Source organism: Salinisphaera sp. T5B8 (assembly GCF_040361255.1).
Classification (GTDB): domain Bacteria; phylum Pseudomonadota; class Gammaproteobacteria; order Nevskiales; family Salinisphaeraceae; genus Salinisphaera.
The window spans coordinates 210290-233826 of the sequence record NZ_APNG01000004.1; the positions used below are offsets into that span (position 1 = coordinate 210290).

Consider the following 23537-nt stretch of genomic DNA (forward strand, 5'->3'; position numbering starts at 1 on the left):
CCATGGAAACCGCAAAACTTAAAAAGTTCGCCCAATTCGCTCGTCGCAGCCTCCTCGAACAGGTCACAGCCAAGCTCAAGCTGGTATTGGCTGAAGAGAGTCCCGCTCGGCGAGAAAGGCCACAGGCGATTAAAAAGCTGGAAGAGGCGATAGCCGAGCAGGGTAAAGAGCAGGTTGTCGAGCGGGTGGCGTATATCTGGTTTAACCGGCTCGTAGCCCTGCGGTTTATGGACGTGAACCGATATAACCGCATTGGCGTGGTCTCGCCCGCCGAGGGGCAGTTCCAGCCCGAGATCCTGGCGGATGCCAAAATGGGCCATATCGATGAAGAAATGGTGCCGGAGCCAACCCGCCAAAAGATCTTCGCCCTGCTGGATGGAAAGACACCCAGTCAGGATCCCCAAGGAGAAGCCTATCGCCTACTGGTCGTAGGCGCCTGTAACTATTGGTACATCGCGATGCCGTTCCTGTTCGAGCGCATTGACGATTACACCGAACTTTTGATGCCGGATGATTTGCTCTCAGGCAACTCGATCCTGGCCTATACCCGCGAAGCCATGACGCCGGATGCCTGTGAAGATGTCGAGGTGATCGGCTGGCTGTATCAGTTCTATATCTCCGAGAAGAAAGACCAGGTATTTGCTGATCTCAAGAAGAACAAGAAGGTTGCTCCCGAGAATATCCCGGCGGCGACTCAGCTGTTCACGCCGCACTGGATTGTCCGCTATTTGGTGGAAAACTCGCTGGGACGCCTCTGGATGCTCAACCGTCCCGACTCTGGCTTGATCGAGCAGATGGATTACTACCTCAAGCCAGCGCCTGTGGCGGATGGTGAAGAGCAGCTCGAGACCGACTTCCTGCGTATCAGTAGCCCGGAACAGATCAAGATCTGTGACCCTGCCTGTGGGTCGGGACACATGCTGACTTATGCCTTCGATTTGCTTTATGCCATTTATGAGGAGGAAGGCTACGAGCCTGCCGATATTCCTGTGAAGATTCTGACTCATAACCTCTACGGCATCGAGATCGACGAGCGTGCTGGTGAGTTGGCAGCCTTCGCGCTGACCATGAAGGCACGGGGCAAACAGCGGCGTTTCTTCCGAAAGCCTGTGCAGCCCAAAATCTGTGTTTTGGAGAATTTGCATTTCGAAGAAGGAGAACTAGATGAATACATGGACTTTGTCGGGCGCGACCTGTTAAGTAAGCAGCTGAAAACCATGCTCCAGCAATTTGAAGAGGCCGATAACTTCGGCTCTCTGATCCGCCCGGAAGTCACCGGTACAGAAGAAATACGCCGAACCTTGGTGGCCAAAGATATTTCCGGGCAGTTATTTCTAAATGAAACACACCTAAGAGTTTTGAAAGCACTGCGGCAGGCCGATTACCTGAGCCCGAAATACCATGTGGTGATTGCGAATCCGCCGTATATGGGTGGAAAGGGGATGAACGGTCGGCTAGCAGCTTGGCTTAAGGATAACTACAAGGACGTGAAATCGGATTTGTTTTCTGCCTTCATTGTCCGCAACACGGAACTAACACTGCCCAAAGGCCAACTCGGCCTTATGTCGCCATTTGTGTGGATGTTTATCTCATCCTACGAGAGATTGCGTGATTTTTTGGTCAATCAGAAAACCATTACTTCACTGGTACAATTAGAGTATTCAGGCTTTGACGGCGCAACGGTGCCTATCTGCACTTTCACAGCTGAGAACGCGCACCATCCTCAGTACAGAGGTGGGTATGTACGGCTTTCCGATTTTCGAGGTTCCGAAAACCAAGGCCCCAAAGCGTTGGAGGCTATTCAGAATCCAGGTTGCGGGTGGTTCTATCGCGCATCAGCTAATGAGTTTAATAAGATTCCTGGAAGCCCTATTGCTTATTGGCTAAGCGATAATTTTCTTGCGCTTTATGAAAACCCAATTCTAAAAAATGTTTTCGACGTGAAGGAGGGCGTCGGCACCCGTAATGACGATGTTTTCATGAAGATGTGCTGGGAAGTTCCCTCCGAAAATATTGGTAGAGATAAACGCTGGATACTGACTGATAAAGCAGGAGATTTTCGGAAGTGGTATATGGGACCAGACTTTCTTATGGACTGGGAAGATGATGGCTACCGCATCAAGAATTACCGAAATCCAGATGGCTCTTTACGATCACGGCCTCAGAACCTGAGTTACTTGTTCAGGGAGGCCGTTGCTTGGGGACTTATTGGCTCAGGTATGACGAGCTTTCGGTGGCGTCCAGAGGGGTATGGTTTTGTCAGCGCGGCCCCGAGCCTTTTTGGAAACAACGTTTTCAAGACAATCAATCAAATGAATTCAAAAATTATCCGGGAGCTTTTGAAGGTTCGTGGTGCAACATTAAATGTAACCTCAGGCGTTGTATCAGAACTTCCATTTCTAAAGCTTGAGAAAGTCTTTTCTGAAAAAGCTAATTTCATAGCAAAAAGAACTGTCGATTTAACCAAGCAAGATTGGGATTCGTTTGAACCCGCATGGGATTTCACCAGCCTACCACTACTGGATCCTGATTTTCGCGATGTAGCTCTGCAATCTACATACAAGAAGATTCGCACACTCTGGCGGGAAATGACGCAGGAGATGCAGCGGTTAGAAGAAGAGAACAACGGCATCTTTATTGAAGCCTACAGCCTGCAGGATGAGCTGACACCAGATGTACCTCTGGAAGAGATTACTCTGACCTGCAATCCCCACTATCGTTACGGCAACAACAAAAGTGAGGAGGAACTGGAGGCGCTGCTGCTGGCCGACACCATGCGCGATCTGGTCTCTTACGCTGTAGGTTGTATGCTCGGTCGCTATGCACTGGAAGAGCCGGGGCTGATCCTGGCCAATCAGGGAGAGACCATAGAGGACTATCTGAAGCGGGTTCCGGAGCCGAGCTTCCCGGCGGACGATGACAATGTCATTCCTATGCTCGATGGCGACTGGTTCACCGATGACATCACCGAGCGCTTCCGTGAATTCCTGCGTATTGCCTTTGGCGAAGAGCACTACGAGGAGAACCTTCGCTTTGTCGAGCAGGCACTGGGTAAGGACATCCGCAAGTACTTCCTGAAGGACTTCTACAACGACCACGTGCGCCGTTATAAGAAACGCCCCATATACTGGCTGTTCTCCTCTCCCAAGGGCTCATTCAACGCGCTGATCTATATGCACCGCTACCAGCCTCACACCGTAGGGACGGTGCTGGAGTATTTGCGCGATTTCAAAGATGAAAAGCTGCAAGCCCGGAAGAACCATCTGGAAGCCGTCAGTATCAGTGCCGGGGCCTCCCAGGGTGATAAGACCAAGGCCCTGAAAGAGATCGAGAAGATCAACAAAATTCTCGTCGAATTGGATGACTACGAACGGGATGTGCTTTACCCGTTAGCGACGGAGCAGAAGGAAATCGATCTCGATGACGGGGTGAAAGCCAATTATCCGAAATTCGGCGAAGCCTTAAAGAAGATTACCGGCCTCACTGGCTAGGAGCACAGGCATGCATATCAACAAACTAACCTTGCAGCGTTTTCGTGGAGCTCAAGATCTACCGCTGGATCTGGATGACAAGCTTAATGTGTTTGTCGGCATGAATGGCGCCGGTAAGTCCAGCATTCTGGATGCCTCAGCCATCATGCTCTCCTGGTTAGCGAACCGGATTAAGCATGCGGGTGCGTCTGGCAGGCCGATTGCCGAATCCGACATCAAAAATGGCGAATCCTCCGCAAATTTGGCCATTCAGCTGTGTGATGAGGGTACTTACTTCGGCTGGAACTTGGCGAAGGTGCGTAAGGGGTACAGCAAAAAGGACCTGGCCTCTGTTCTGATCTCTGCATCCGAAACAGCCAAGGGTATTCAGGCCGGCATCACCGAGCATAACGGGAAGGTAAACATACCCTTGTTTGCCTACTACCCGGTGAATCGCGCTGTGTTGGATATTCCACTGCGTATCCGAGAAAAGCATCAGTTCGGGCTGCTTTCTGCTTACGAGGAGTCGCTTACCAGTGGCGCAAACTTCCGTACTTTCTTTGAATGGTTCCGGGAGCGGGAAGATCTTGAAAACGAAAACCGCAAGTATCAGGACGATTTGATCAAGCCGGAGGATTTCGAATTCCCGGATCCTCAGCTAACGGCGGTGCGGCGGGCCCTTGAGATTTTTATGCCGGACTTCCAAAACCTAACCGTAAGGCGCCAACCGCTGCGGATGGAGGTAACGAAGAAAGGCCAGCGGCTCACGGTAAACCAACTTTCTGATGGCGAAAAATGTTTGATGGCCATGGTTGGCGACCTTGCCAGGCGAATGGCCATAGCCAACCCGGAGCGAAAGGATCCGCTGCTGGGTGACGGGATTGTGATGATCGATGAAATTGATCTGCACCTGCATCCCAAATGGCAGCGCTTGGTGGTGCCCAGTTTGAGGGCGGTTTTCCCGAACTGTCAGTTCTTTATCTCCACACATTCACCACATGTAATCACCCATGTGAAACCGGAGAAACTGTTCCTTCTGAACATGAAAGATTCCGGAGAATTGGAGGTTGTTCGCCCGAGTGAATCTTATGGTAAGACGGCGGATAGGGTACTTGAGGATCTGATGGGCCTTGAGACCACACGCCCGAACCAGGTGGAAAACGCTCTTCGAGCTATTTACGGGCAAATCGATGATGGCGATCTCGATACTGCCAGAGAAGGCATTGCTGAATTGGAAAGAGACATTGGTGAAGACCCGGAACTGGTGAAAGCCAAGGTGCTGATCAAACGAAAGGAGCTGATTGGCCGATGAAGTATGTGGAGAAGCGTCATGAACCTGAAGCTTTTACGCAATGGAAGGATCTGGCCAATGAAGACTGGCAGCCCACTTATGGTGACCTGAGCGGTGATCTAAAAGCCTCGGTAAAGGGAACGTTGATGCAGGAGCAGGGTTACATCTGCTGCTATTGTGAACGCCGGTTGGCCGAGGGCGATTCCCACATAGAACACTTCCAGCCCCAGAGTGACCCGGCTGTGGATCCGTTGGATTACCGCAATCTTTTGTGTTCCTGCCAAAACCAGATCAGAAAGGGTGAGCCCCGCCACTGCGGTAACCTCAAATGCGACTGGTTTGACCCCGAGCTGTTGATATCGCCACTGGATCCAGACTGCGAAAATCGATTCAGTTTCGAAGGTGACGGTCTGATTAAGCCTGCTGATCAGCATGATCGGGCGGCCCGTGAAACCATCACCCGACTGGGCCTGGACCTGCCCAAGCTGAATGACTTGCGAGCTGGCGCAATTGAGCCTTTCTTGGATGATAGCTTGACCCATGATGAGCTGGGCCAGTTCGTGTCGGGCTACTTAACCATGGGAGCAGACGGCCGTTTCGGTGAGTTCTGGACCACCATCAAATACCTGTTTGGGGACTATGCCGTCGCATGAGTAATCGAATTTTCCAGGCCTCTCATGAATATCTCAGGTCGCTCGTGAAGGAGGGCTACCTATGAAATTGAAAGAAATTGCCGTTAAAGGCTTTAAATCCATCAGCAACCACGACTACGAGCGTATTGCCTTTAACGATGTCACGGTGCTTTTGGGGGCGAATGGCTCCGGGAAAAGCAACCTGATTTCACTGTTTCGGCTGCTGGGGTTTATGACTACTGGCGCACTGCAGCAGTACGTTGGCAGGCAGGGTGTCAGCCAGCTACTGTTCTACGGCCCAAAGGTGACCGAATCGCTGAGTTTCAGCGTGAAGCTGGAAGATGACAGTACCACCGACTCTTACGATGTAAAGCTGTCCTACGGGTTACCGGATCGGTTATTCGTCAGTGGTGAACAGGTGAGCTACCACAAGGCCGGTCACCCCAAGCCGCAGGAATACTTTCTGTCCAGTGGTGGCCCTGAAGCGGAGCTGGGGCAGGACGATCGGCCCACCAGTAAGGTGCTTACCGGTCTGCTTAGAGGCATACAGACCTTTCAGTTTCACGACACATCCGACACCGCCCGGATCAAGGATCGGGTGTACGTTGATGATGTGTCCTACCTACGCAGCGATGGGGGCAACCTCGCGGCCTTTCTTAAGATGTTGAAGGAGTCGGACAGTTATCGTCCGTACTACGAACGGATTGTCCGGCATATTCGCAAGATTATGCCGCAGTTCAACGACTTCGTGCTGGATGCCCTTCCTGGCAACGACCGTTTCGTGCGACTGAACTGGTCTGATACCTACCGCCAGGATTATCTTTTTGGTCCGGATCAGATTTCCGACGGATCCCTGCGTTTCATGGCGCTGACCACGCTGCTGTTGCAGCCACCGGCGTTGCTTCCAAAAGTGATCGTTCTGGATGAGCCGGAACTGGGGCTTCATCCGGCTGCCACGCTTGAGCTTGCTGGCATGATCAAACGCGCATCCCAAAAAACGCAGGTGGTCCTGGCCACCCAGTCCACACGGCTAGTGGACGAGTTCCTTCCCGAGCAGATCGTGATTGTGGAGCGGGATTCAAAAACCGGCGCCAGTTCGTTTCACCGGCTCGAGCCGGAGGCGTTGGGAGAATGGTTGCAGCGATATAGCCTTTCGGAGTTGTGGGAGAAAAATGTGCTGGGAGGGCAGCCGTGATTCGACTGCATATAACCGCAGAGGGCCAGACCGAGAAAGCCTTTGTCGACCAGGTTTTGACACCCCATCTGGCGCACTTTGATATCTACACCGACGCGCGCTGTGTCCTGACGAGCAAGGACAAACGGGCGGCCAAAGAATACCGGGGTGGTCTGATCAGTTACCAGAAGGCAAAAGCAGACATCGAAACCTGGATGAAGGAAGACGCCAATCAGGAATGCTGGTTTACCAGTATGTTCGATTTATATGCCTTGCCAGAGGATTTTCCAGGGTTTGAAGAGGCGAAACGGCTGGAGCCTTATCAAAGAATAGAGCGGCTCGAAGCTGCTTTTGGCAATGAAATGAACAAACCAAACTTTATTCCCTATATCCAGTTGCATGAGTTTGAAAGCCTGATTCTTGCTGATCCGGCCAAGCTGGATTGGGAATACCTGGAGCATGACCAGCCAATTGGAAATTTGGTGAAGATGGTCGGCACCCAAAATCCGGAGCTCATCAACGACGGTCGCGAAACAGCGCCGTCAAAACGAATTCTCAAAGAGATACCGGAATACGACAAGGTGACATCGGGGGTATCGGTTGCGGCTCACATCGGCCTCGATGCTCTACGGGCCTCTTGCAAACACTTTGATGAATGGGTGTCGCGCCTGGAGAAGCTCGGGGGCAAAGAATGAGCCAGCAAATCAATTATGCGCTGAGCAGGCTTTTCGATAAGCACCGGGTTGTGTTCTGGTATGACAGCAAGCAGGAGCTGCGCGGTGACTTCGAAGCGGTTTCCATTCCTGACGTGGAGAAGCTGGAGATAACCAACAACGAGTACGGCCTGAAATATCGCATCCTGCGGGAGTCACCGGAACAGAAATTCTTGCTGTACAAGGAGGGGCCACAACCAGAGGACCTGGACAACTGGCTGCTGGACGTACAGCTGGCCCACGGCGAGTTCCGGACTGACCAGGTGGCCATCTGGCTGTCCGAACTGGAATTGGGCCTGGAGTTTGCCGAGGTGGCCCAGGCTCACGCGGAGTTTTTCCAGGCGATCAAGCGCAAAGAGGCGTTGAAGAAGTTGCTGAAGCCGGACGATACCGCCGGTCAGCTGCGCCTGAAGATGCTGGCCGTGTGTGCCGGTAGTGAGCCTCGTATGGACTCGGTGGTGGAAACCCTGCTGCAGCAACTGGCGGAAGAGCGCGATGATGGCATTCGGCTGATTGAGCGTTGCGGTCTGGATAGCTTTTTGTGGGAGCAGCTCACCCGCTTCTACGGCTATGAGGCCAGTGACCCCAGCCTGCGTGACTTTGTGATCGAGCTGTTCAAATCCTGCTACGCCATGGGTACCGATGGCGAGGTCAAACTGACCGGCGATGCCCTGGTGTTCCTCAAGCGCTGGAAAGACAGCCGGCAGTTCGAGCAGGGGTTTGAAACTCTGTCTGCCGAGTGTGCCGACGTGCTGGGCATTGAGCAGGATCTGGGTAAGCGGGATTTCCGGGACCTGGTTGAGTTGGACTACTTCCGGCTAATCGACCAGAAGATTATCAGTGACCTGGTACGGGCGGTGGTAGGCCGCACGGTCACTAGTGGCGATGTGGCGCTGTGGGTCCGGCAGCGGCGGCAGGGCCACTGGTACGGGGAGTTCCGCCACCTGTATGAAGCCATTGAGTTTGCGGCGCGCTTTGTCCAGATGCTGGGTAAGGCTCGTCTCACCATGGACAGCCTCTCCGACGGCGTTCAGCGATACAGCCGCACCTGGTTCCAGTTGGATCAGCTCTACCGCAAGTTTACCTACCATGTGCGCATGTCTGGCCAGGCCTCGTTGATGGGTGAACTCAGTGATCAGGTGGAGAATCTGTATTCCAACAACTACTTGCTCAAGCTGGGCGATAGCTTCCAGGTTCACGTGGACGCCGCGCCGCGCTGGGAGGCCTATCCAGTCGTTCAGCAAAAGGCCTTTTTCGAGCACTGGGTTCGCCCGTACCTGCGCAAGGACAAGCGGATCTGCGTGATCATTTCCGACGCTATGCGCTACGAGATTGGTGACGAGCTGCTGGGCCTTATCCGGCAGGAAGATCGCTACAGCGCGGAGCTCGAACCGGCACTCTCGACCCTTCCCAGCTATACGCAGCTCGGTATGGCGGCGCTGCTGCCCAACAAGTCCTTGGCGATCGCCGACAACGATACCGGCACGGTACTGGTGGATGGCCAAAGCTCACAGGGCACGGTCAACCGTACCAAGATCCTGCAGGCCGCCCTGGATGGGCGGGGCCGGGCCGTCAAGGCAGAGGATTTTATGCAGCTCAACCGGGAAGACAGCCGGGAACTGCTCAAAGGTAATGATGTGCTGTACATCTACCACAACCGCATCGACCATACCGGCGACAAGATGCATTCAGAGGGGCAGGCTTTTGAAGCGGCGGAACAGACCCTGGCTGATCTCATACGCTTGATCAAGAAGCTTACGGCGGCCAACGCCAACAACCTGCTGATCACCGCTGACCACGGCTTTATTTACCAGAACCGTGAGCTGGATGAGAGTGACTTCCTGGGCGATGTCGTTACTGGCGATGATATTCGCTACCGGGACCGTCGTTTCGTGCTGGGTAAGGGACTGTCCGCCTCTCCGGCGTTCCATCACTTCTCGTCTGAGCAGCTTGGGCTGGATGGCGAGATGGAAGTGCAGATACCCAAATCCATCAACCGGCTGCGCCTTAAAGGCTCAGGCAGCCGCTTTGTGCATGGCGGGGCGTCCCTTCAGGAAGTTGTGATTCCGGTCCTGAAGGTCAACAAGAAGCGCCAGAGCGATGTCAGCGCCGTTGAGGTGGACATCCTGCGCGGGGCCAGCTCGGTGATCACTTCCGGCCAACTGGCCGTCACCTTGTATCAGTCCGGACCGGTTACCGAGAAAGTACAGCCTCGCCACCTGCGGGCCGGAATTTACACCCAGGCAGGGGAATTGATCTCGGATAGTCATGAGTTGTCGTTCGATCTGACATCGGAGAATCCTCGCGAGCGGGAGCTTCAGGTGCGCTTCGTGCTCAGCCGCAATGCGGATGGAGCCAACGGCCAGGAGGTCTTCCTGCGCCTGGACGAGCAGCACGCCGGTACCTCCCACTACAAGGAGTACAAGTCGCTCAGGTATCTGATGCGGCGCTCCTTTACCAGCGATTTCGATTTTTGAGGGTTGTAGCCAATGAGTACGCTTGACCAAAAGATCAACGAACACTTCCCGGGCTTGGTAGTGCGCAAAGACCTGGTGAAAACGGTCAAGGGCAACGCCATCGTTCCCTCATACGTACTGGAGTATCTGCTCGGCCAGTACTGCGCCACCAGTGATGAGGCCACGATTCAGACGGGTATCGAAACGGTCAAGGAAATTCTGGCCAAGCACTATGTCCACCGTAATGAAGCCGGACTGGTGCGCTCTAATATCAAGGAGAAAGGGCGCTACAAGGTGATCGACAAGATCAGCGTAGCCTTGAATGAGAAGACAGATGCCTACGAGGCGCAGTTCTCCAACCTGGGGATCAAGAAGGTATTGGTGGATTCGGGAACCGTGAAGGCCCACCCCAAACTCCTGGTAAGCGGCGTCTGGTGCATCGCGGACATCGAATACGTATTTTCTGAAGACCAGAACGCCAGCCCCTGGATCCTGTCCACCCTCAAGCCAATTCAGCTTTCGCATTTCGACTACGGCGCCTACGTCGCTGCGCGGCAGCAGTTCAGCACCGATGAGTGGATTGACCTGCTGATACAGAGCATTGGCTTTAATCCGGAAATGTTTGGCAAGCGCAGTAAGCTCCTCCAGCTCCTGCGCCTGGTTCCTTTCTGCGAGCGCAACTACAACCTGATCGAACTCGGACCCAAGGGGACAGGCAAATCCCACGTTTACTCGGAGTTCTCGCCCCATGGGATTCTGGTATCCGGAGGTGAAGTCACCGTACCCAAGCTGTTTGTGAATAACTCCAGCGGCAAGATCGGCTTGGTAGGGTACTGGGATTGTGTGGCCTTCGACGAATTCGCCGGCAAGCAGAAGCGCGTCGACAAAGCCCTCGTTGACATCATGAAGAACTATATGGCCAACAAGTCCTTCTCCCGGGGCGTGGAGACCCTGGGCGCCGAGGCGTCCATGGTGTTCGTGGGGAATACCCGGCATACCGTACCTTATATGCTGAAGCATTCGGACCTGTTCGATGAGCTGCCGGACAAATTCTACGACTCTGCCTTCCTCGACCGGATCCATTTTTACATCCCCGGGTGGGAGGTGGATATCATCCGGGGCGAGATGTTCTCCGACGGCTATGGCTTCGTGGTGGACTACCTTGCGGAAATCCTGCGCTCGATGCGGAACTACGATTATTCCGATCAGTACGGGGAGTACTTTACCCTCTCTTCGGATATCTCGACCCGTGACCGGGACGGTATTAACAAGACCTTTTCTGGCTTGATGAAGATCCTGTTCCCCCAGGGCGGAGCAACCAGTGATGAGGTTGAAGAAGTGCTGCGTTTTGCCATCGAGGGGCGCAAGCGGGTCAAGGACCAGTTACAGCGGATTGATACCACCTACGGCGAAGTCCGGTTTTCCTATCAGGATCAACAAGGCCATGAAATACTGGTCACGACACTTGAGGAAGAAGAGTACCCAGGTTACTACCACCAGACGGTGTCCACCCCTGATGACGGGGGGTTAGACCCCGAGCCAGCAGCAGACGTCAAAGGTGGCGGGCCCAAAGAGCCCCGCGCCCCTGAGCCTGCGCTGGAGGAAAAACACCTGACCTTCCAGGAGAACCAAAAAGGCATCTCATTCGACGGCTTGTTTGGCGCATACCTGAAGGGAGCCAGCAAGATTACCGTCACAGACCCCTACATTCGGCTTTTCTATCAGATCCGCAATTTCATGGAGTTTCTCGAGGTCATCGTGAAAAACAAGGCCGAAGAAGATGAAGTGTCGGTTCACCTCGTCACCGTCCGGGACGAGTTCAAGGGTGATCTGCAAGACGAGAGTTTTGAAAAGATCCAGGAGTCCGCTCGCACCGTGGGCATCGACTTCACCTGGGAGTTTGACGAAAGCGGTACTATTCACGCGCGTCATATCGTTACAAACTACGGCTGGAAGATTTCACTGGATCGGGGGTTGGACATCTTTCAGCATTACGAGATGAATGAGGCTTTCGCGTTTGCGAACAGGTTGCAGCAGTTTCGGTCGAGCAAAGCCTTCGAGGTAACTTTCATCAGCAAGCGTAGGTGCATTACGGAGGGCAATGGCGCCCGGACCCTCGTCCGCCAGGTGCGTGGACCGGATATTTCAAAGTCGGAATCCGCGGGCTGTTGAGTGAGACCGCTACCTATCTTCCGCGTCATTGAGCACATCAACCGCCGCATTCCGTTCCAGCCGCCCGTGCTCGTAATAATCCATCGTGATTCGCAATTTCCGATGTCGCGACATTTCCATTGCATCGGTCAACGAAATTCCTCGGGGCCCGGCTTCCGTCAGAAATCCCACACGCAGGCTGTGGGCCCCGATATTTGATGCATCGATCCCGGCCGCCTCGGCACGCAATCGCACGACCCGGTCGATCGCGCGGCCGCTCAGTCTGCCGAGCTAACGACCGCTACGGTGGATGCCCATAAAGAGTGGGCCTTCGTCGCCGCCCCTCGCATTCATCCAAGCCGTGAGTGCATCGGCGGCGCGCCCGCGTAATGGCAGCGACCATCCCCCGGCTTTAGTAGCATTTCGATCCAGAGCCCACGAGTTCAGATTGCCGCTTCTGCGGCCATTTGCGCAGCGTAGTCAGCGGGCGTCAGCCCGCTAAGTTCCTTCTTCGGTCGTTCTTCGTTGTACTCCCGATGCCAGGCGCGGATGATCGTGGTGGCATGGGCAAGGCTTACGAACCAGTGCTCGTTCAAGCATTCATCGCGGAAGCGGCCGTTGAAGAACTCGATATAGGCGTTCTGGTTCGGTTTGCCAGGCTCGATCTGCTTGAGCTCGACACCGTTGTCATGCGCCCAGTTCATCATCGCCTTGCCAATGAACTCGGGCCCGTTATCTGATCGTATGACCGTCGGCAGACCGCGGGTGAGTGCCAACGCATCAAGTACACGGGCGACTTGCGTGCCGCTCATCGATCGACCGGGCACGAGTGCCACGCACTCGTGCGTGGCGTCGTCGACGATGCCCAGGCATTTGATGGCGCGACCGTCAGCTACACGGTCGAATACAAAATCCATCGACCAGACTTCGTTCGCCCGAGCGGGGCGTATCAACGGCTGCCGGTCGGAGATCGGCACCTTCTTTCGTCGTCTTCGTCGAACCTGCAGGCCTTGCTCGGCATAGAGTCGTTCGACGCGCTTGTGGTTCACGGACCAGCCGGCCTGGCGAAGCTTGAGATAGATCATCGGCGCGCCATAACGCCGATAACGCTGTGCCAGACGTAGAATCTCAGCCCGCAAGCGTTCGTTCTGATCCGGTGTCGGCTGATACCGGAATGCGCTAGCACTCATCGCCACCACGGCCAGCGAACGTCGTTCGCTCAAGCCGCGCTGACCCATGAACCGCACCAGCTCGCGCTTGGCTGCTGCGGTTACCATTTTTTTCGCAAGGCCTCGCGCGTGACCTCGTTTTCGAGCATCGACTCGGCTAATAGCCGCTTCAAGCGACTGTTCTCGGCCTCAAGCGCTTTCAGTCGCTTGGCATCCGAGACGTCCATGCCGCCGAACTTATTCCGCCAGGTGTAATAGCTCGCCTCGGAAAAGCCGTGCCGGCGGCACAGCTCTTTAACGGGCGTACCGGCCTCGGCTCCTTCAGAAAACCGATGATCTGCTCTTCGGTATAGCGTTTTTTCATATCCAATCTCCAGGCTTTGGGTGATTGGACTCTAGATTGGGCTGCTACTCAATAGCGGGGGATGGTCGTGGGCGCGATAGAAGAAAAGTAACGGCAATGGAAAGCATGCCGTTAAATATGGCTACGAACCGCATCCCGGGCCCGCCATGCAAAGAAGGCTCTCCAGAAATGGGGAGCCTTTTTTATTTGCAACGACGCAATTCGAACTCCCGACAAATAACAAGTCAGTTCGACAACCGCGCCCGGCGCGGTTGAACGGGGCGGCGTCAGCCGCACCGGCCCCGAAGGGGTGAGCCGCGTAGCGGCGAATAATCTTCCCGGGCCCGCCATGCAAGCAAAGAAGGCTCATTATTTGATGGGCCTGCGTTGTTGCGTGAGTGCAGCGATTCTCCTCCTCGACAGAATGCGACGACGGCTCGGCCTGGGTGCAGGAGCGTTGAAATTAACGTCGTAAAAGGTAATAAATACCGATGACTCGCTGTCGCCGGTGCGCTAACGTCGAGTGACTATTAGAACCAGGTCGTCGACTCAGATGGCCAGCGCGAGGGGAGACCATGGGTATAGGGCGTGTGTGCATACGATCAGCCGCAGTGCTGATCACGGTGGCCGGTTTGTCGGCCTGCGGCGATGACGGTTCGGTCGATGTGGGCGGCTCCAGCCCATCGCTGGGCGGCGGTGGCGATACGCCGCCGGTTTCGGCCAACTTGTACTGCGATGAAGACGCACCGGCGCAGGCGGCAGACAGTCGGGACGCCATTACCCAATCCACGGCGATCGACGGCACAACCATCGATGTGGCCATGACGCTGTACACGCCCGCACTGGAGGCGGGCGAATGTGCGCCGCTGATCGTGCAAAGCCACGGCTTTGGCGGTAGCCGTATTACCGATCTCGACGACGTGCCCGACGATGCCAATGCATCGGAACTGGCTACGCGCGAGGCCTGGAAAGCGGGCTATTTCGTGGTCAGTTTCGACCAGCGTGGCTTTGGCGAAACCGGTGGTAGCGTCAAGGTCGAAAATCCGGATTTCGAGGGTCGCGATACCCGCGCCGTGATCGATTATGCCGTGGCGGAGTTAGGCGGCCATCTGGCCTATCGCCGCGGCGATCCGGTGATTGGCGCGCTGGGTTTGTCCTACGGGGGCGGATTTCAACTGGTTGCGTCGGGTATCGACCCGCGTATCGACGCCATCGTGCCGGCAGCGACCTGGTACGACCTCACCTATAGTCTGGCGCCAAACGACACGCCGAAGACGGTCTGGCTGGATCTGCTGGTATTGCTGGGTGTGACCGGGGCCGAAGGCGCACTCGACCCCTTTCTCTACGAAGGCTTCCTGCAGGCGCAGTTCGGCAGTATTTCCGACGACATTCTCGACGAAGTCCGTGGCAACGGTTTGAATGCCTTCTGTGACGGCCTGCGTCCGAGCGAAGGCGTGCCGCGAGTCGATGCCTTTATCGTGCAGGGCGTCAACGACACCCTGTTCAATATGAACGAGGCCGTTCGCAACGCCCAGTGTCTGCGCGCTGCCGGTAACGACGTACGCCTGCTCGTGCAGCGTACCGGTCATATTCTGCCGCTGTTCCAGGCGGTACAGGGCGCGTTCGGTTTCGATCTGGACCCGCGTGTGGTCTGCGGTAATGCCACCTACGATACATCCGAACGCATGCTCAGCTTTCTCGATGAGAAACTGCGGGGCGTGCCGGCCCGGCCGGCGATCGACGCCAACTGTTTCGTTCAGGACGATACCCACGGCATCGTCACCGACGATATTCCCATCGGCGGAGCGCGCTACTCGATCCCGGCGACCACGTTAACCACCGGGCCGGTCGTCGAAACCGTGGTCAACGTGCTCCAGGGTCTGCAGGTCAACGGTAGCCCGTTGCTGCCGACGATCGCCGAGTCGCTGGGCATGACCGTCGCGAATTTGTTCGACACGCTCGAGGCGCTACTCACCAATCCCGCGGAAATCGACAGCGTACTCACCGACGAGGTGTTGCAGCTGCTACCGCCCGAATTGCTCAACGAACTGACCGCGCCCTCGCGCGAGCTGTTCCTGTTCACGGCCGATCAGCCGATGACCCTGGCCGGCATCCCGATGGCGGATTTGCAGCTCGATAGCACGGCTGACGACGCGATCGTATTCGTGGGGCTGGGCGTCAAGCGCCGGGGCGAAACCCGGATCGATCTGATCAACACCCAGGTGGCCCCGCTGCGCGGACACAGCGACGGCAATTACGCCCAACCGCTGGTGGGTGTATCGACCCATCTGCAAGCTGGCGATGAGGTGTATCTCATGGCCTACGGTTTTCACAACCAGTACTACCTCAGCTTCAATCGGCTGCCGCGCGTGGTGACGCTTTCGGGGGCCGTCGATCTGCCGTTGTTGCCAGACGACCCGCGTCCGTAGTGACGGAGTGACGCGTGGCCGGCACGGCGCCCGGCGCATCAGCAACGGGTGGGCGTACGTGTTCGCTTTGTGCCGATCCCGCCCTGGCTACGGCAGGCCGGCGCGCGCGGTCTGAAGCAGGCGGCAAAGAAGGCAATCGCCATGGCGATCGCGGCCAGGTCGCCGCCGTAGTACATCAGTTCTGCTGCCAAGCGCCGCTGATCGAGCGTGCTCGCCGAATCGAGCGGATAGCCGTGCAGATACATGTACTTCGACAGGGCGCCGTGCAGCGCCATTGCCAGGAAGAACACGAGCAGGCGCAGGCGTAGCCCGGGGCGGTGTGGGGCCGGGTCCGGCCCGACGATCGACCATACGAACAGACAGCCGGCGAGCAGAAAGTGCAGGTGCAGCAGCGTGCTCGCCCACGGCGTGTCGTGCATGAAGCCGTAGAGCGGAGTGAGATACAGCACGAACATGGCGCCGATATCCAGCAGCGCGGCGCTGACCGGATGGGCAAGCATGCGCACCGGTATGCTGGCGAGCAGACGCACCAGGGTACGGCCGGCGCGCTTTGGCAGCACGCGTAGCGCCAGGGTGACGGGCGCGGCCAGCACCAGCCCAACCGGGGCATACATGCCGAGCATGAGGTGCTGGATCATATGGCCTTCGATGCGGGCATGGCCAAAATGCATCATGGGCGGGCTGAGTGCGATCAGGGCCAGCGCGGCGCCCGCCAGCCAGCTCAGCCCCCGTCGCAGGGGCCATTCGTTTCGACAGGCGTACCAGGCCCGACCATAGGCCAGAGTCGCCGCGCAGACGCCCGCGACGAGCAACGCATGCCCGATCACTGGTGGGCGCTGTGTCGCCGCGCGTTGCGCAGGGCGAGCATGCCCGCCACGAGTATGAGCAGGCCGGCGCCGATCCATGCCACGTCGTAGGGCCAGACGGGGTCGACATAGCGCACCTGATGCAGGCCGAGGATCTTGTGATCGACCACGCCGTCGAAGATCTGGAAACCACCCGCACCGAGCAAAAGGGCGGCTTTGAAATGCCGGGGCGCGAAGCGCTGTGCCTGCAACAGCGAGCGGGCGATAAACGCCCCGGCCACCAGGAACAGCAGCTCGCCGGCATGCAGCAGACCGTCGGAGAACAGGGCGAAGGCGCCCGAGCGCACGTCGACGAAGTGGTGCCAGGCCAGCAGCTGATGGAACACGATCTCGTCGATCGCTGCCATCAGCCCGATGCCGATCAGCAGGCCGGATTGGAGGGTGGCACGGGTATTGACGCCGGTGTGTTCAAAAGCGGACATCGCGCGGCCTTGAACGAAAAATGTCGGTCCGAGGCTAGGCCGGCACGCCGCCACGAACAATCCGCAATTTCCGCATGCGGTTGCGTCGCGCTGCGTTGGCCATCGATACCGTAATCGATGTCCGACGCCCCGGTGGCTACCGTTACGTACTTCTACTCAAGGAGGAAACGCAGTCTGGGTTTTAGCATGGCGCCAGATTCCAAACGGCGATAACGCAATGAGCGACGAAACGCTGGTTCTTCGCGAACCCGATGTAAACGACGGCGCGCGGCTGCACGGTTTCGTGCGGGCGCTGCATCCGCTGGCCGAGAACTCGGTCTACTGCAATATCCTGCAGTGCACCCATTTCTCGGAAACCACCGTGGTCGCCGAACGCGGCGGGCATATCATCGGCTTCGTGAGCGGCTATCTGCATCCGAAGAAGGCGAACACCTATTTCCTATGGCAGGTGGGCGTGCATGCCGAGGGGCGGGGTGAAGGCCTGCCGCTGCGCATGATTCAGGCCGTGCTGGCGCGACCGGTCTGTGCCCAGGTCACGACCCTCGAAGCCACGGTGACGGCGAGCAACAGCGCCTCGCAGGGGCTGTTCCGACGTCTGGCCCAGGCCGAGGGCGCGCAGTGCCACGTGACCCCGGATTACCTGGAAGCTACCCACTTCGGCCCCGACAACGTCTATCCGGAAGAACTGTTCACGGTCACGCCGCTATCGACACCGGGGCGCGGCCAGGCAAGCGACGGCGCTTAGCCCAGACGTGGTGCCCGGTCGGTGAGCGGATGGGTCTGCTGTAGTACGCGCCCGGCGCGCATCACGAGATGATCGGCGTGGCGGGCGCCGACGAACTGGGCGCCGATCGGGCGCTCGCCGTCACCGAAGCCGCAGGGTACGGTGATGGCCGGCTGGCCGCTCATGTTCCAGGGCCAGGCGAACACCGCCCAGCTGGTCCAGCGCTCGTGCGGCCAATCGGCCGGTACTTCGCGTCCGGCCTCGAAGGGCAGTACGGGCGCGGTCGGACAGAGCACGAGATCGTAGTCGCGATGAAAATCGCTCATGCGCTGCATCAGCGCGACCCGTTCGCTGTCGGCGGCGAGATAATCGGCCGCGCTGGCCTGTAGATAGCGTTGGACCATCGGCTGCAGGGGCGCATCCAGCGTTTCGATCTGGGCGGCGCTCCAGTTCCGGGCCATGACCGCCGTCTCGGTGAAGAACAGCTGGTGGTAGCTGTCGCGCAGCGAGCCCGTATCCGGATGGATGGGCGGATCGGTACGCACCACGCGCGCACCGTGGCTGGCCAGCAGGTCCGCGCAATGCTCGAGCGCGGCCGCGATCTGCGGATCCACGTCGACATCGAAACCCAGCGCCGGGCTGAAGGCAATACGCAGACCGCGGATGTCGCCGGCCATGGCACGGTCGGAGCGGCTTTCGTCGCCGCCGTGCTGGGGCGTACTCGGATCACTTTCGGTAATAACGTCGATCAGCGTAGCCGCGTCCTGAACCGTGCGGGTAATCGGCCCGCGTTCGGTAAGCTTGTCGTGGTGGCTGCCGGGCAGGGTGGGCGCATGGCCATGTGATGGCTTGAAGCCCACCGCGCCGCAAAAGCTGGCCGGGATGCGTATCGAGCCGCCGGTATCGGCGCCGAGCGCGACCGGGGTGACGCCTGCGGCCACCGCCGCGGCACTGCCGCCGCTCGAGCCACCGCAGGTCATGTTCGTGTTCCAGGGGTTGCGGGTGATGCCCGTCAGCGGCGAATCGGTGACCGCTTTCCAGCCGAATTCCGGTGTAGTGGTCTTGCCGGCGGGCACGAAGCCATGGCGTCGACAGGCCGTGACCGTGGGTGCATCGAAGGTCTTGGCCTGGCTGTCGGTGAGTTTGGAGCCGTCGCGGGTCGGCCAGCCGATCATGTCGAAGGCGTCTTTCACCGCCACGGGCAAACCGTCGATCCGGCCCATGGGCTGGCCGCTGCGGTAGCGCTCGTCGGCGGCTGCCGCGGCATCCCGGGTAGCGCGTTCGTCGATATGACAGAAGGCGTTGAGCCGGTCATCGACCTGTTCGATACGCCGCAGCGCGCAGTCGGCCAGCGTTGTCGCACTGACCTCACGCCGGGCCAGGCGCGCCAGCATATCGGTCCCAGTCAGGCGGATGTAGTCATCGATTTGCATAGCTGTTTTCGGGTCGTCCAAATCTGCGTAGCGCGTGCTCGCATCAAACGCCGTTGCGCGCGATCGTTCGATTCCAGTTGTTCGAGTAGACGCGACGTCCGTCTTCGTAGGCGTCGAGCTCGGCGTGCACGTGAAAATCCTTGCTGTCCGCGGTGAGCACGGTGCGGGTACGCGTGTAGACCGACCAGCCTTCACGTTCGAGCGTGCGATGCGCCACGACTTCCGCGCTGGGCGAGCCGAAATCGCCGGTGCGAAAGCTGTAGTACTCGCGCGTATCGTCGGCGACGGTCAGATCGGCGTCGGCGATGTGGTAGCGTCCGCCGTCCTTGATGACCTCCAGCGTCGACTCGTTGCTGTCGAGATCGCGATGCACCAGCCAGCGCTGCTGACCCTGGGTGAGTTGTTCGACGTCGAGCTTGGGTACGTCGCGCGGCGCATCGAAGGCGATATCGGCGTCGCTTGCCTGGCGCTCGCGTTCGGGCAGGCGCAGGCGCGAGTTCTCGGTATGAACCGTCAGCCGGGTGGACTGCGCCGGCGGCCATGCCAGCGGGTAGTAGGAGCAGGACACGCTCAGGCGCAGGCAGTGGCCGGCCGCGATGATCTGGCCCAGCTCGTTGCATTGCACCGATACGCGATAGCGTTTGCCCGGCTCGAGTTCCTCGACCCGGTCGTGGCCGTTGCGATGGGTGAGGTTGAGCAGCCCGTAGGTACAACGCGTGGCGCTGCCGTCCGGGGCAACGTCGGACAGACGCACCGCGACCATGCCGGTCGGCTGATTGCAGGACAGCTCCAGTTCGACCACCGGCGCGCCAAGCATTTCGAAATCCTGCTCGAACAGCTCGGTATCGAACACCAGGGCGCCGCCGTCTTCCTCGCGCTGATCGTGGGGCAGGTCGGGGCCGGCGGCATAGGAGCACCATTTGCCGGCGAACAGGCCCACGCTCAGCGGCGACTCGACATCGTGGTGGCCGACTTCGGGATTGTCGAAGTTCTCGGTCAGCAGATCGGGTTCGAGCTGGTATACGCGTTCATCGCGCTGCGGCGGCCACTGGCTTTCGCCAGCCCAATAGCCGGGGCGGAAGCTGTAGCTCCCCGAGGGCGGAATGCTCTCCTGCATCCAGGCCCGCAGGGCCGGCTGGTTTTCCACGCCGTTGTCGATATGCTTTATCCAGCGATCGCACCAGCGCAGCACTTCGCCCTGAAAATCGATGGCCGGCCCGGGCACGCCCTGGTGCGGATACTTGTGACTCCAGGGGCCGACCAGCCCCTGGGTGGGTACATCCAGATTGTCGAGCAGGCGGAATACGGAATTGGTGTAGCCGTCCGCCCAGCCGCTTACCGCCAGCACCGGGCACTGGACCGAGGAAAAATCCTCGCAGATCGAGCCGTGGCGCCAATAGTCGTCACGCGTCTGGTGGGCCAGCCACTTCTCCAGCCACAGGCCACTGCCTTCCAGGCGCTTGAACCACAGGTCGCGCCACTGCTCGCCGACCAGCTGCGGGTCCGGCGGCAGAGAGTTGAAAGCGAACATCACCGACGCCCAGGACAGGTTGTCGCCGAGCAGACAGCCGCCCATGTAATGGACGTCGTCGGCATAGCGATCGTCGGTCGAGCACACGCTGATGACGGCCTTCAACGCCTCGGGCTGGCGGGCCGCGACCTGCAGCCCGTTGAAGCCGCCCCAGGAGATCCCGATCATCGCGACGCTGCCGTCACACCACGGCTGTTTGGCCAGCCATTCGATGACCTCCACGCCGTCCTGGAGTTCGAGCTCGAGATATTCGTCTTCGAGCACGCCTTCCGAGTCGCCGCTGCCGCGCAGGTCCACGCGCACGCCGGCATAGCCGTTGTCGGCAAATACCGGGTGCATGGTTTCATCGCGCGAACGGGTGAAGTCACGCTTGCGATACGGGATGTACTCGAGGATCGCCGGCACCGGTTGGCTTTCGGCGTCGTCGGGCAGCCAGATACGGGCTGCCAGATGGGTGCCGTCGCTCATCGGAATAGTGGTGTGCTCGATGACGCGGTGATGGGCCTCGTGTGCCGCTAGATCGCTCATGTAGTTCGCTTGTTCGACGTCGTGAATGTCAGTCGTAGTTGGTCTCGACCTTACGCGAGAACCGATATCCGAGGATATGCATGGCCTCGTGGAAATACGTGTTCAAGTCGTCGTACTTGTCCGCGCCCAGGAACAGGTCGCCCAACTCGAAGCTGTAACTGTCCTGGTTGGGCAGATCCTCGAGCTGCATGCCTTCGCTGACATGGCTTTTGAACATCGCATGCGGAAAGCGCTCGCGCAGACGCTCGATATCCTTCTGGCTGGGGACACGGGTAACACGTGCGCTGTCGTAGACACGCGGCATGAACTTGGCCGAATAGTTGTACGGGCCGCCGCCGTTCGGGAAGTTGGGCTGCTTGCCCATGGCCACGTCGATAGCCACTTCGTGGTGCGATGCGCCCTCGACCAGATAGAACAGCGGCGAGTGCGACTTCGAGATCCGTGCGTTGACCTCGAGCAGCTTGAGATCGTCGCGCTCTTCGTCCCACAGGAACTCGATATTGAACGGCGTATTGTCCAGGCCGATATGGGCGGCCAGCTCGCAGGACTTCTGGCGCATGTGATCGAGCACGTCATCCGGCAGGTTCGACGGATACACATAGCCCGTGAAGCTCGAACCGCCCGGGGCACGCAACGAATCGATCACGCCGTAGACATGGGCCTCGCCGTTCTGCACATAGCCTTCGACGGTGCAGCCACGCCCGGCGATGATGCCTTCGGCTACGCAATAGCGCCCGCGCAACAGTGCACGCTGATCGCCCAGTGTGGCGCGCTGGCTGAAGGCCTCGAAGGGCTCGGCGAACTTGCCGATGCCCTGGCGGATTTCGCGCAGCGCGTGGCGCAGATCTTCGCGGCTATCGATACGAAAGCCCAGCGTGCTCGAAAACGCGACCACCGGCTTGAGCCAGAACGGATACGGCAGTGGCGGATCGTCGAGCAGCGCATCGTCCTCGGGATCGACCAGGGCGAAGGGCGGCGTGAGCTCGGGCGCGACTTCCGATGTGGCCAGGCGCGTGCCGTATTTGTTCTCGCACATCAGCGCCGCCTTGAGCGAGGGCGTGGCATGCCCGGCGCGGTCGCGCAGGATCGGCAGCAGGCTGGTGGTGGGGAAATCCCAGTGGCCGACGATGGCCTGCAAGCCGCCAGGAACCTCGTCCATGCCGTTCTGCGCGTCATGAATGAAATCCTCGACCGGATATTTTTCCGGATTCACGATCTGGTCGTAGTCGATCAGGCCGGAAAAGTTGTAGCGCTCGGCGTCGCGCACCGTGCGCAGCATGTCGAGGTTGAAGTCATCCAGACCGATGACTGCGATGTTTTGTTCGTCGTCCATGGTTCGGCAGGTCTCCGAGTAGTCGAATCTGAGGACAGCGCGGTGCTCGAGCGCACGATTTCGAGGGCGCGCCAACGATCACCGTCGCTGTGAAAACTGGACAAGGAGCGCGACCCTAGGAGTCATAACCGGGGTAGAACTATCCGTAATTTCACCCGTAACAGCCCTTAACAGACCTGGGCCCGAGCCAAGATCGCGTGGTCGGGTCCTCGGTCGGGCGGTGCGTCATCAGGCCAGGGCTCATCGTCATGGACTCCGTATCTAGTCAAAAGCACGGACGGACGACAGGCCCGGCCGGCGTATAGCGTGTATCGCTCTATTTGAAAGCGGCCCGACTCGGAGTCTCGCCATGGACCGTATCGAGGACATTGCCAACTTTTTGCTGCGCAACGAGATCAAGCTCGCGAGCGCCGAATCCTGTACCGCCGGGCTGATCGTGTCGGAACTCGCCCGCGTGCCCGGCAGCGGCCAGGCGATCGACTGTGGCCTGGCGGTCTATTCGCCGCAGGCCAAAAATCGGTATCTGGACGTCGATTATGAATTGATCGACGAACACGGACTCACCAGCGAAGCGGTGGCCGATGCCATGGTCGCGGGCGCGATCGATAACAATGACGCGAATGCGGCCGTCGCCAATACGGGTATTGCCGGGCCGGCCCCCGGGCCGAACGGGCTGCCGCCGGGCACTGTCTGCATGGCCTGGGCGATTCGTCGCGGCGATACCATTCACCGCTTTACCGAGACCCGCTATTTCGAAGGCGAACGCAACGATGTACGGCGCGGCGCAGCGCACTACGGGTTGCAGCGGCTGGTGTTTTATTTCGACGAAGTCTTTTCCGGACACAACCCCTCGGCGGCATAGCCGGACAACC

Annotated in this window: 15 protein-coding genes and 1 pseudogene; 10 read left to right on the forward strand and 6 right to left on the reverse strand. The window is 58.5% G+C overall.

Annotated elements, in window-relative coordinates; translation table 11 throughout:
• Positions 1-2 precede the first annotated feature (2 nt).
• The 7 genes from pglX (at position 3) to brxL (ending at position 11908) form a co-directional block, all read left to right on the forward strand.
• Complete coding sequence (gene pglX / locus T5B8_RS05450; protein WP_353176916.1) at positions 3-3491, forward strand: BREX-1 system adenine-specific DNA-methyltransferase PglX; 3489 nt, start codon at positions 3-5, stop codon at positions 3489-3491.
• Positions 3492-3501: 10 nt separating this feature from the next.
• Positions 3502-4782: an AAA family ATPase gene (locus tag T5B8_RS05455; protein ID WP_353176918.1), complete on the forward strand. Its 1281-nt coding sequence runs from the start codon at positions 3502-3504 to the stop codon at positions 4780-4782.
• Entirely contained in the window at positions 4779-5414 is a 636-nt protein-coding gene (locus tag T5B8_RS05460) for a retron system putative HNH endonuclease (protein WP_353176920.1), read from the forward strand. The genes T5B8_RS05455 and T5B8_RS05460 overlap by 4 nt, the downstream gene beginning before the upstream one ends.
• Positions 5415-5475: 61 nt before the next feature.
• A complete protein-coding gene (locus T5B8_RS05465; protein ID WP_353176922.1) occupies positions 5476-6588 on the forward strand; it encodes an AAA family ATPase in 1113 nt (370 codons plus the stop codon).
• Positions 6585-7262 carry a DUF4276 family protein gene (locus T5B8_RS05470; protein ID WP_353176924.1) on the forward strand — a complete coding sequence of 226 codons (678 nt, stop codon included), beginning with the start codon at positions 6585-6587 and terminating at the stop codon, positions 7260-7262. The genes T5B8_RS05465 and T5B8_RS05470 overlap by 4 nt, the downstream gene beginning before the upstream one ends.
• The gene (gene pglZ / locus T5B8_RS05475) at positions 7259-9757 is read left to right on the forward strand and encodes a BREX-1 system phosphatase PglZ type A (protein WP_353176925.1); all 2499 of its coding nucleotides are present in this window, start codon (positions 7259-7261) and stop codon (positions 9755-9757) included. The genes T5B8_RS05470 and pglZ overlap by 4 nt, the downstream gene beginning before the upstream one ends.
• 12 nt (positions 9758-9769) lie before the next feature.
• Positions 9770-11908 carry a BREX system Lon protease-like protein BrxL gene (gene brxL / locus T5B8_RS05480; protein ID WP_353176927.1) on the forward strand — a complete coding sequence of 713 codons (2139 nt, stop codon included), beginning with the start codon at positions 9770-9772 and terminating at the stop codon, positions 11906-11908.
• Between the two features lie 422 nt (positions 11909-12330).
• Here the strand turns inward: brxL and T5B8_RS05485 are convergent.
• Positions 12331-13420 (reverse strand): annotated as a pseudogene (locus T5B8_RS05485) (IS3 family transposase).
• A gap of 554 nt (positions 13421-13974) precedes the next feature.
• Between T5B8_RS05485 and T5B8_RS05490 the strand changes: the two are divergent.
• Complete coding sequence (locus tag T5B8_RS05490) at positions 13975-15828, forward strand: alpha/beta hydrolase (RefSeq protein ID WP_353176929.1); 1854 nt, start codon at positions 13975-13977, stop codon at positions 15826-15828.
• A gap of 38 nt (positions 15829-15866) precedes the next feature.
• Here the strand turns inward: T5B8_RS05490 and T5B8_RS05495 are convergent, their stop codons facing one another.
• Positions 15867-16655 (reverse strand): cytochrome c oxidase assembly protein, encoded by a 789-nt coding sequence (locus T5B8_RS05495; RefSeq protein WP_353176930.1) that lies wholly within the window; start codon positions 16653-16655, stop codon positions 15867-15869.
• Positions 16652-17116, reverse strand: a complete 465-nt coding sequence (locus T5B8_RS05500) for a DUF2243 domain-containing protein (RefSeq protein ID WP_353176932.1) — start codon at positions 17114-17116, stop codon at positions 16652-16654. The genes T5B8_RS05495 and T5B8_RS05500 overlap by 4 nt, the downstream gene beginning before the upstream one ends.
• A 217-nt stretch (positions 17117-17333) precedes the next feature.
• Here T5B8_RS05500 and ectA point away from each other — a divergent pair, with 217 nt between their 5' ends.
• On the forward strand, positions 17334-17861 hold the full coding sequence (ectA, locus tag T5B8_RS05505) for a diaminobutyrate acetyltransferase (RefSeq protein ID WP_353176934.1): 528 nt from the start codon (positions 17334-17336) through the stop codon (positions 17859-17861).
• Here ectA and T5B8_RS05510 read toward each other — a convergent pair.
• From T5B8_RS05510 to T5B8_RS05520, 3 genes are read right to left on the reverse strand one after another with little or no spacing between them, the layout of a single operon-like run.
• Positions 17858-19273: an amidase gene (locus T5B8_RS05510; RefSeq protein ID WP_353176935.1), complete on the reverse strand. Its 1416-nt coding sequence runs from the start codon at positions 19271-19273 to the stop codon at positions 17858-17860. The two genes, ectA and T5B8_RS05510, sit on opposite strands and share 4 nt — an antisense overlap.
• A gap of 43 nt (positions 19274-19316) precedes the next feature.
• The gene (locus T5B8_RS05515; RefSeq protein WP_353176937.1) at positions 19317-21332 is read right to left on the reverse strand and encodes a CocE/NonD family hydrolase; all 2016 of its coding nucleotides are present in this window, start codon (positions 21330-21332) and stop codon (positions 19317-19319) included.
• Between the two features lie 28 nt (positions 21333-21360).
• A complete protein-coding gene (locus T5B8_RS05520; protein ID WP_293623910.1) occupies positions 21361-22665 on the reverse strand; it encodes an ATP-grasp domain-containing protein in 1305 nt (434 codons plus the stop codon).
• 349 nt (positions 22666-23014) lie between these two features.
• Here T5B8_RS05520 and T5B8_RS05525 point away from each other — a divergent pair, with 349 nt between their 5' ends.
• Positions 23015-23527, forward strand: coding sequence for a CinA family protein (locus tag T5B8_RS05525; protein ID WP_293623911.1), 513 nt, complete (start codon positions 23015-23017; stop codon positions 23525-23527).
• Positions 23528-23537: the final 10 nt, after the last annotated feature.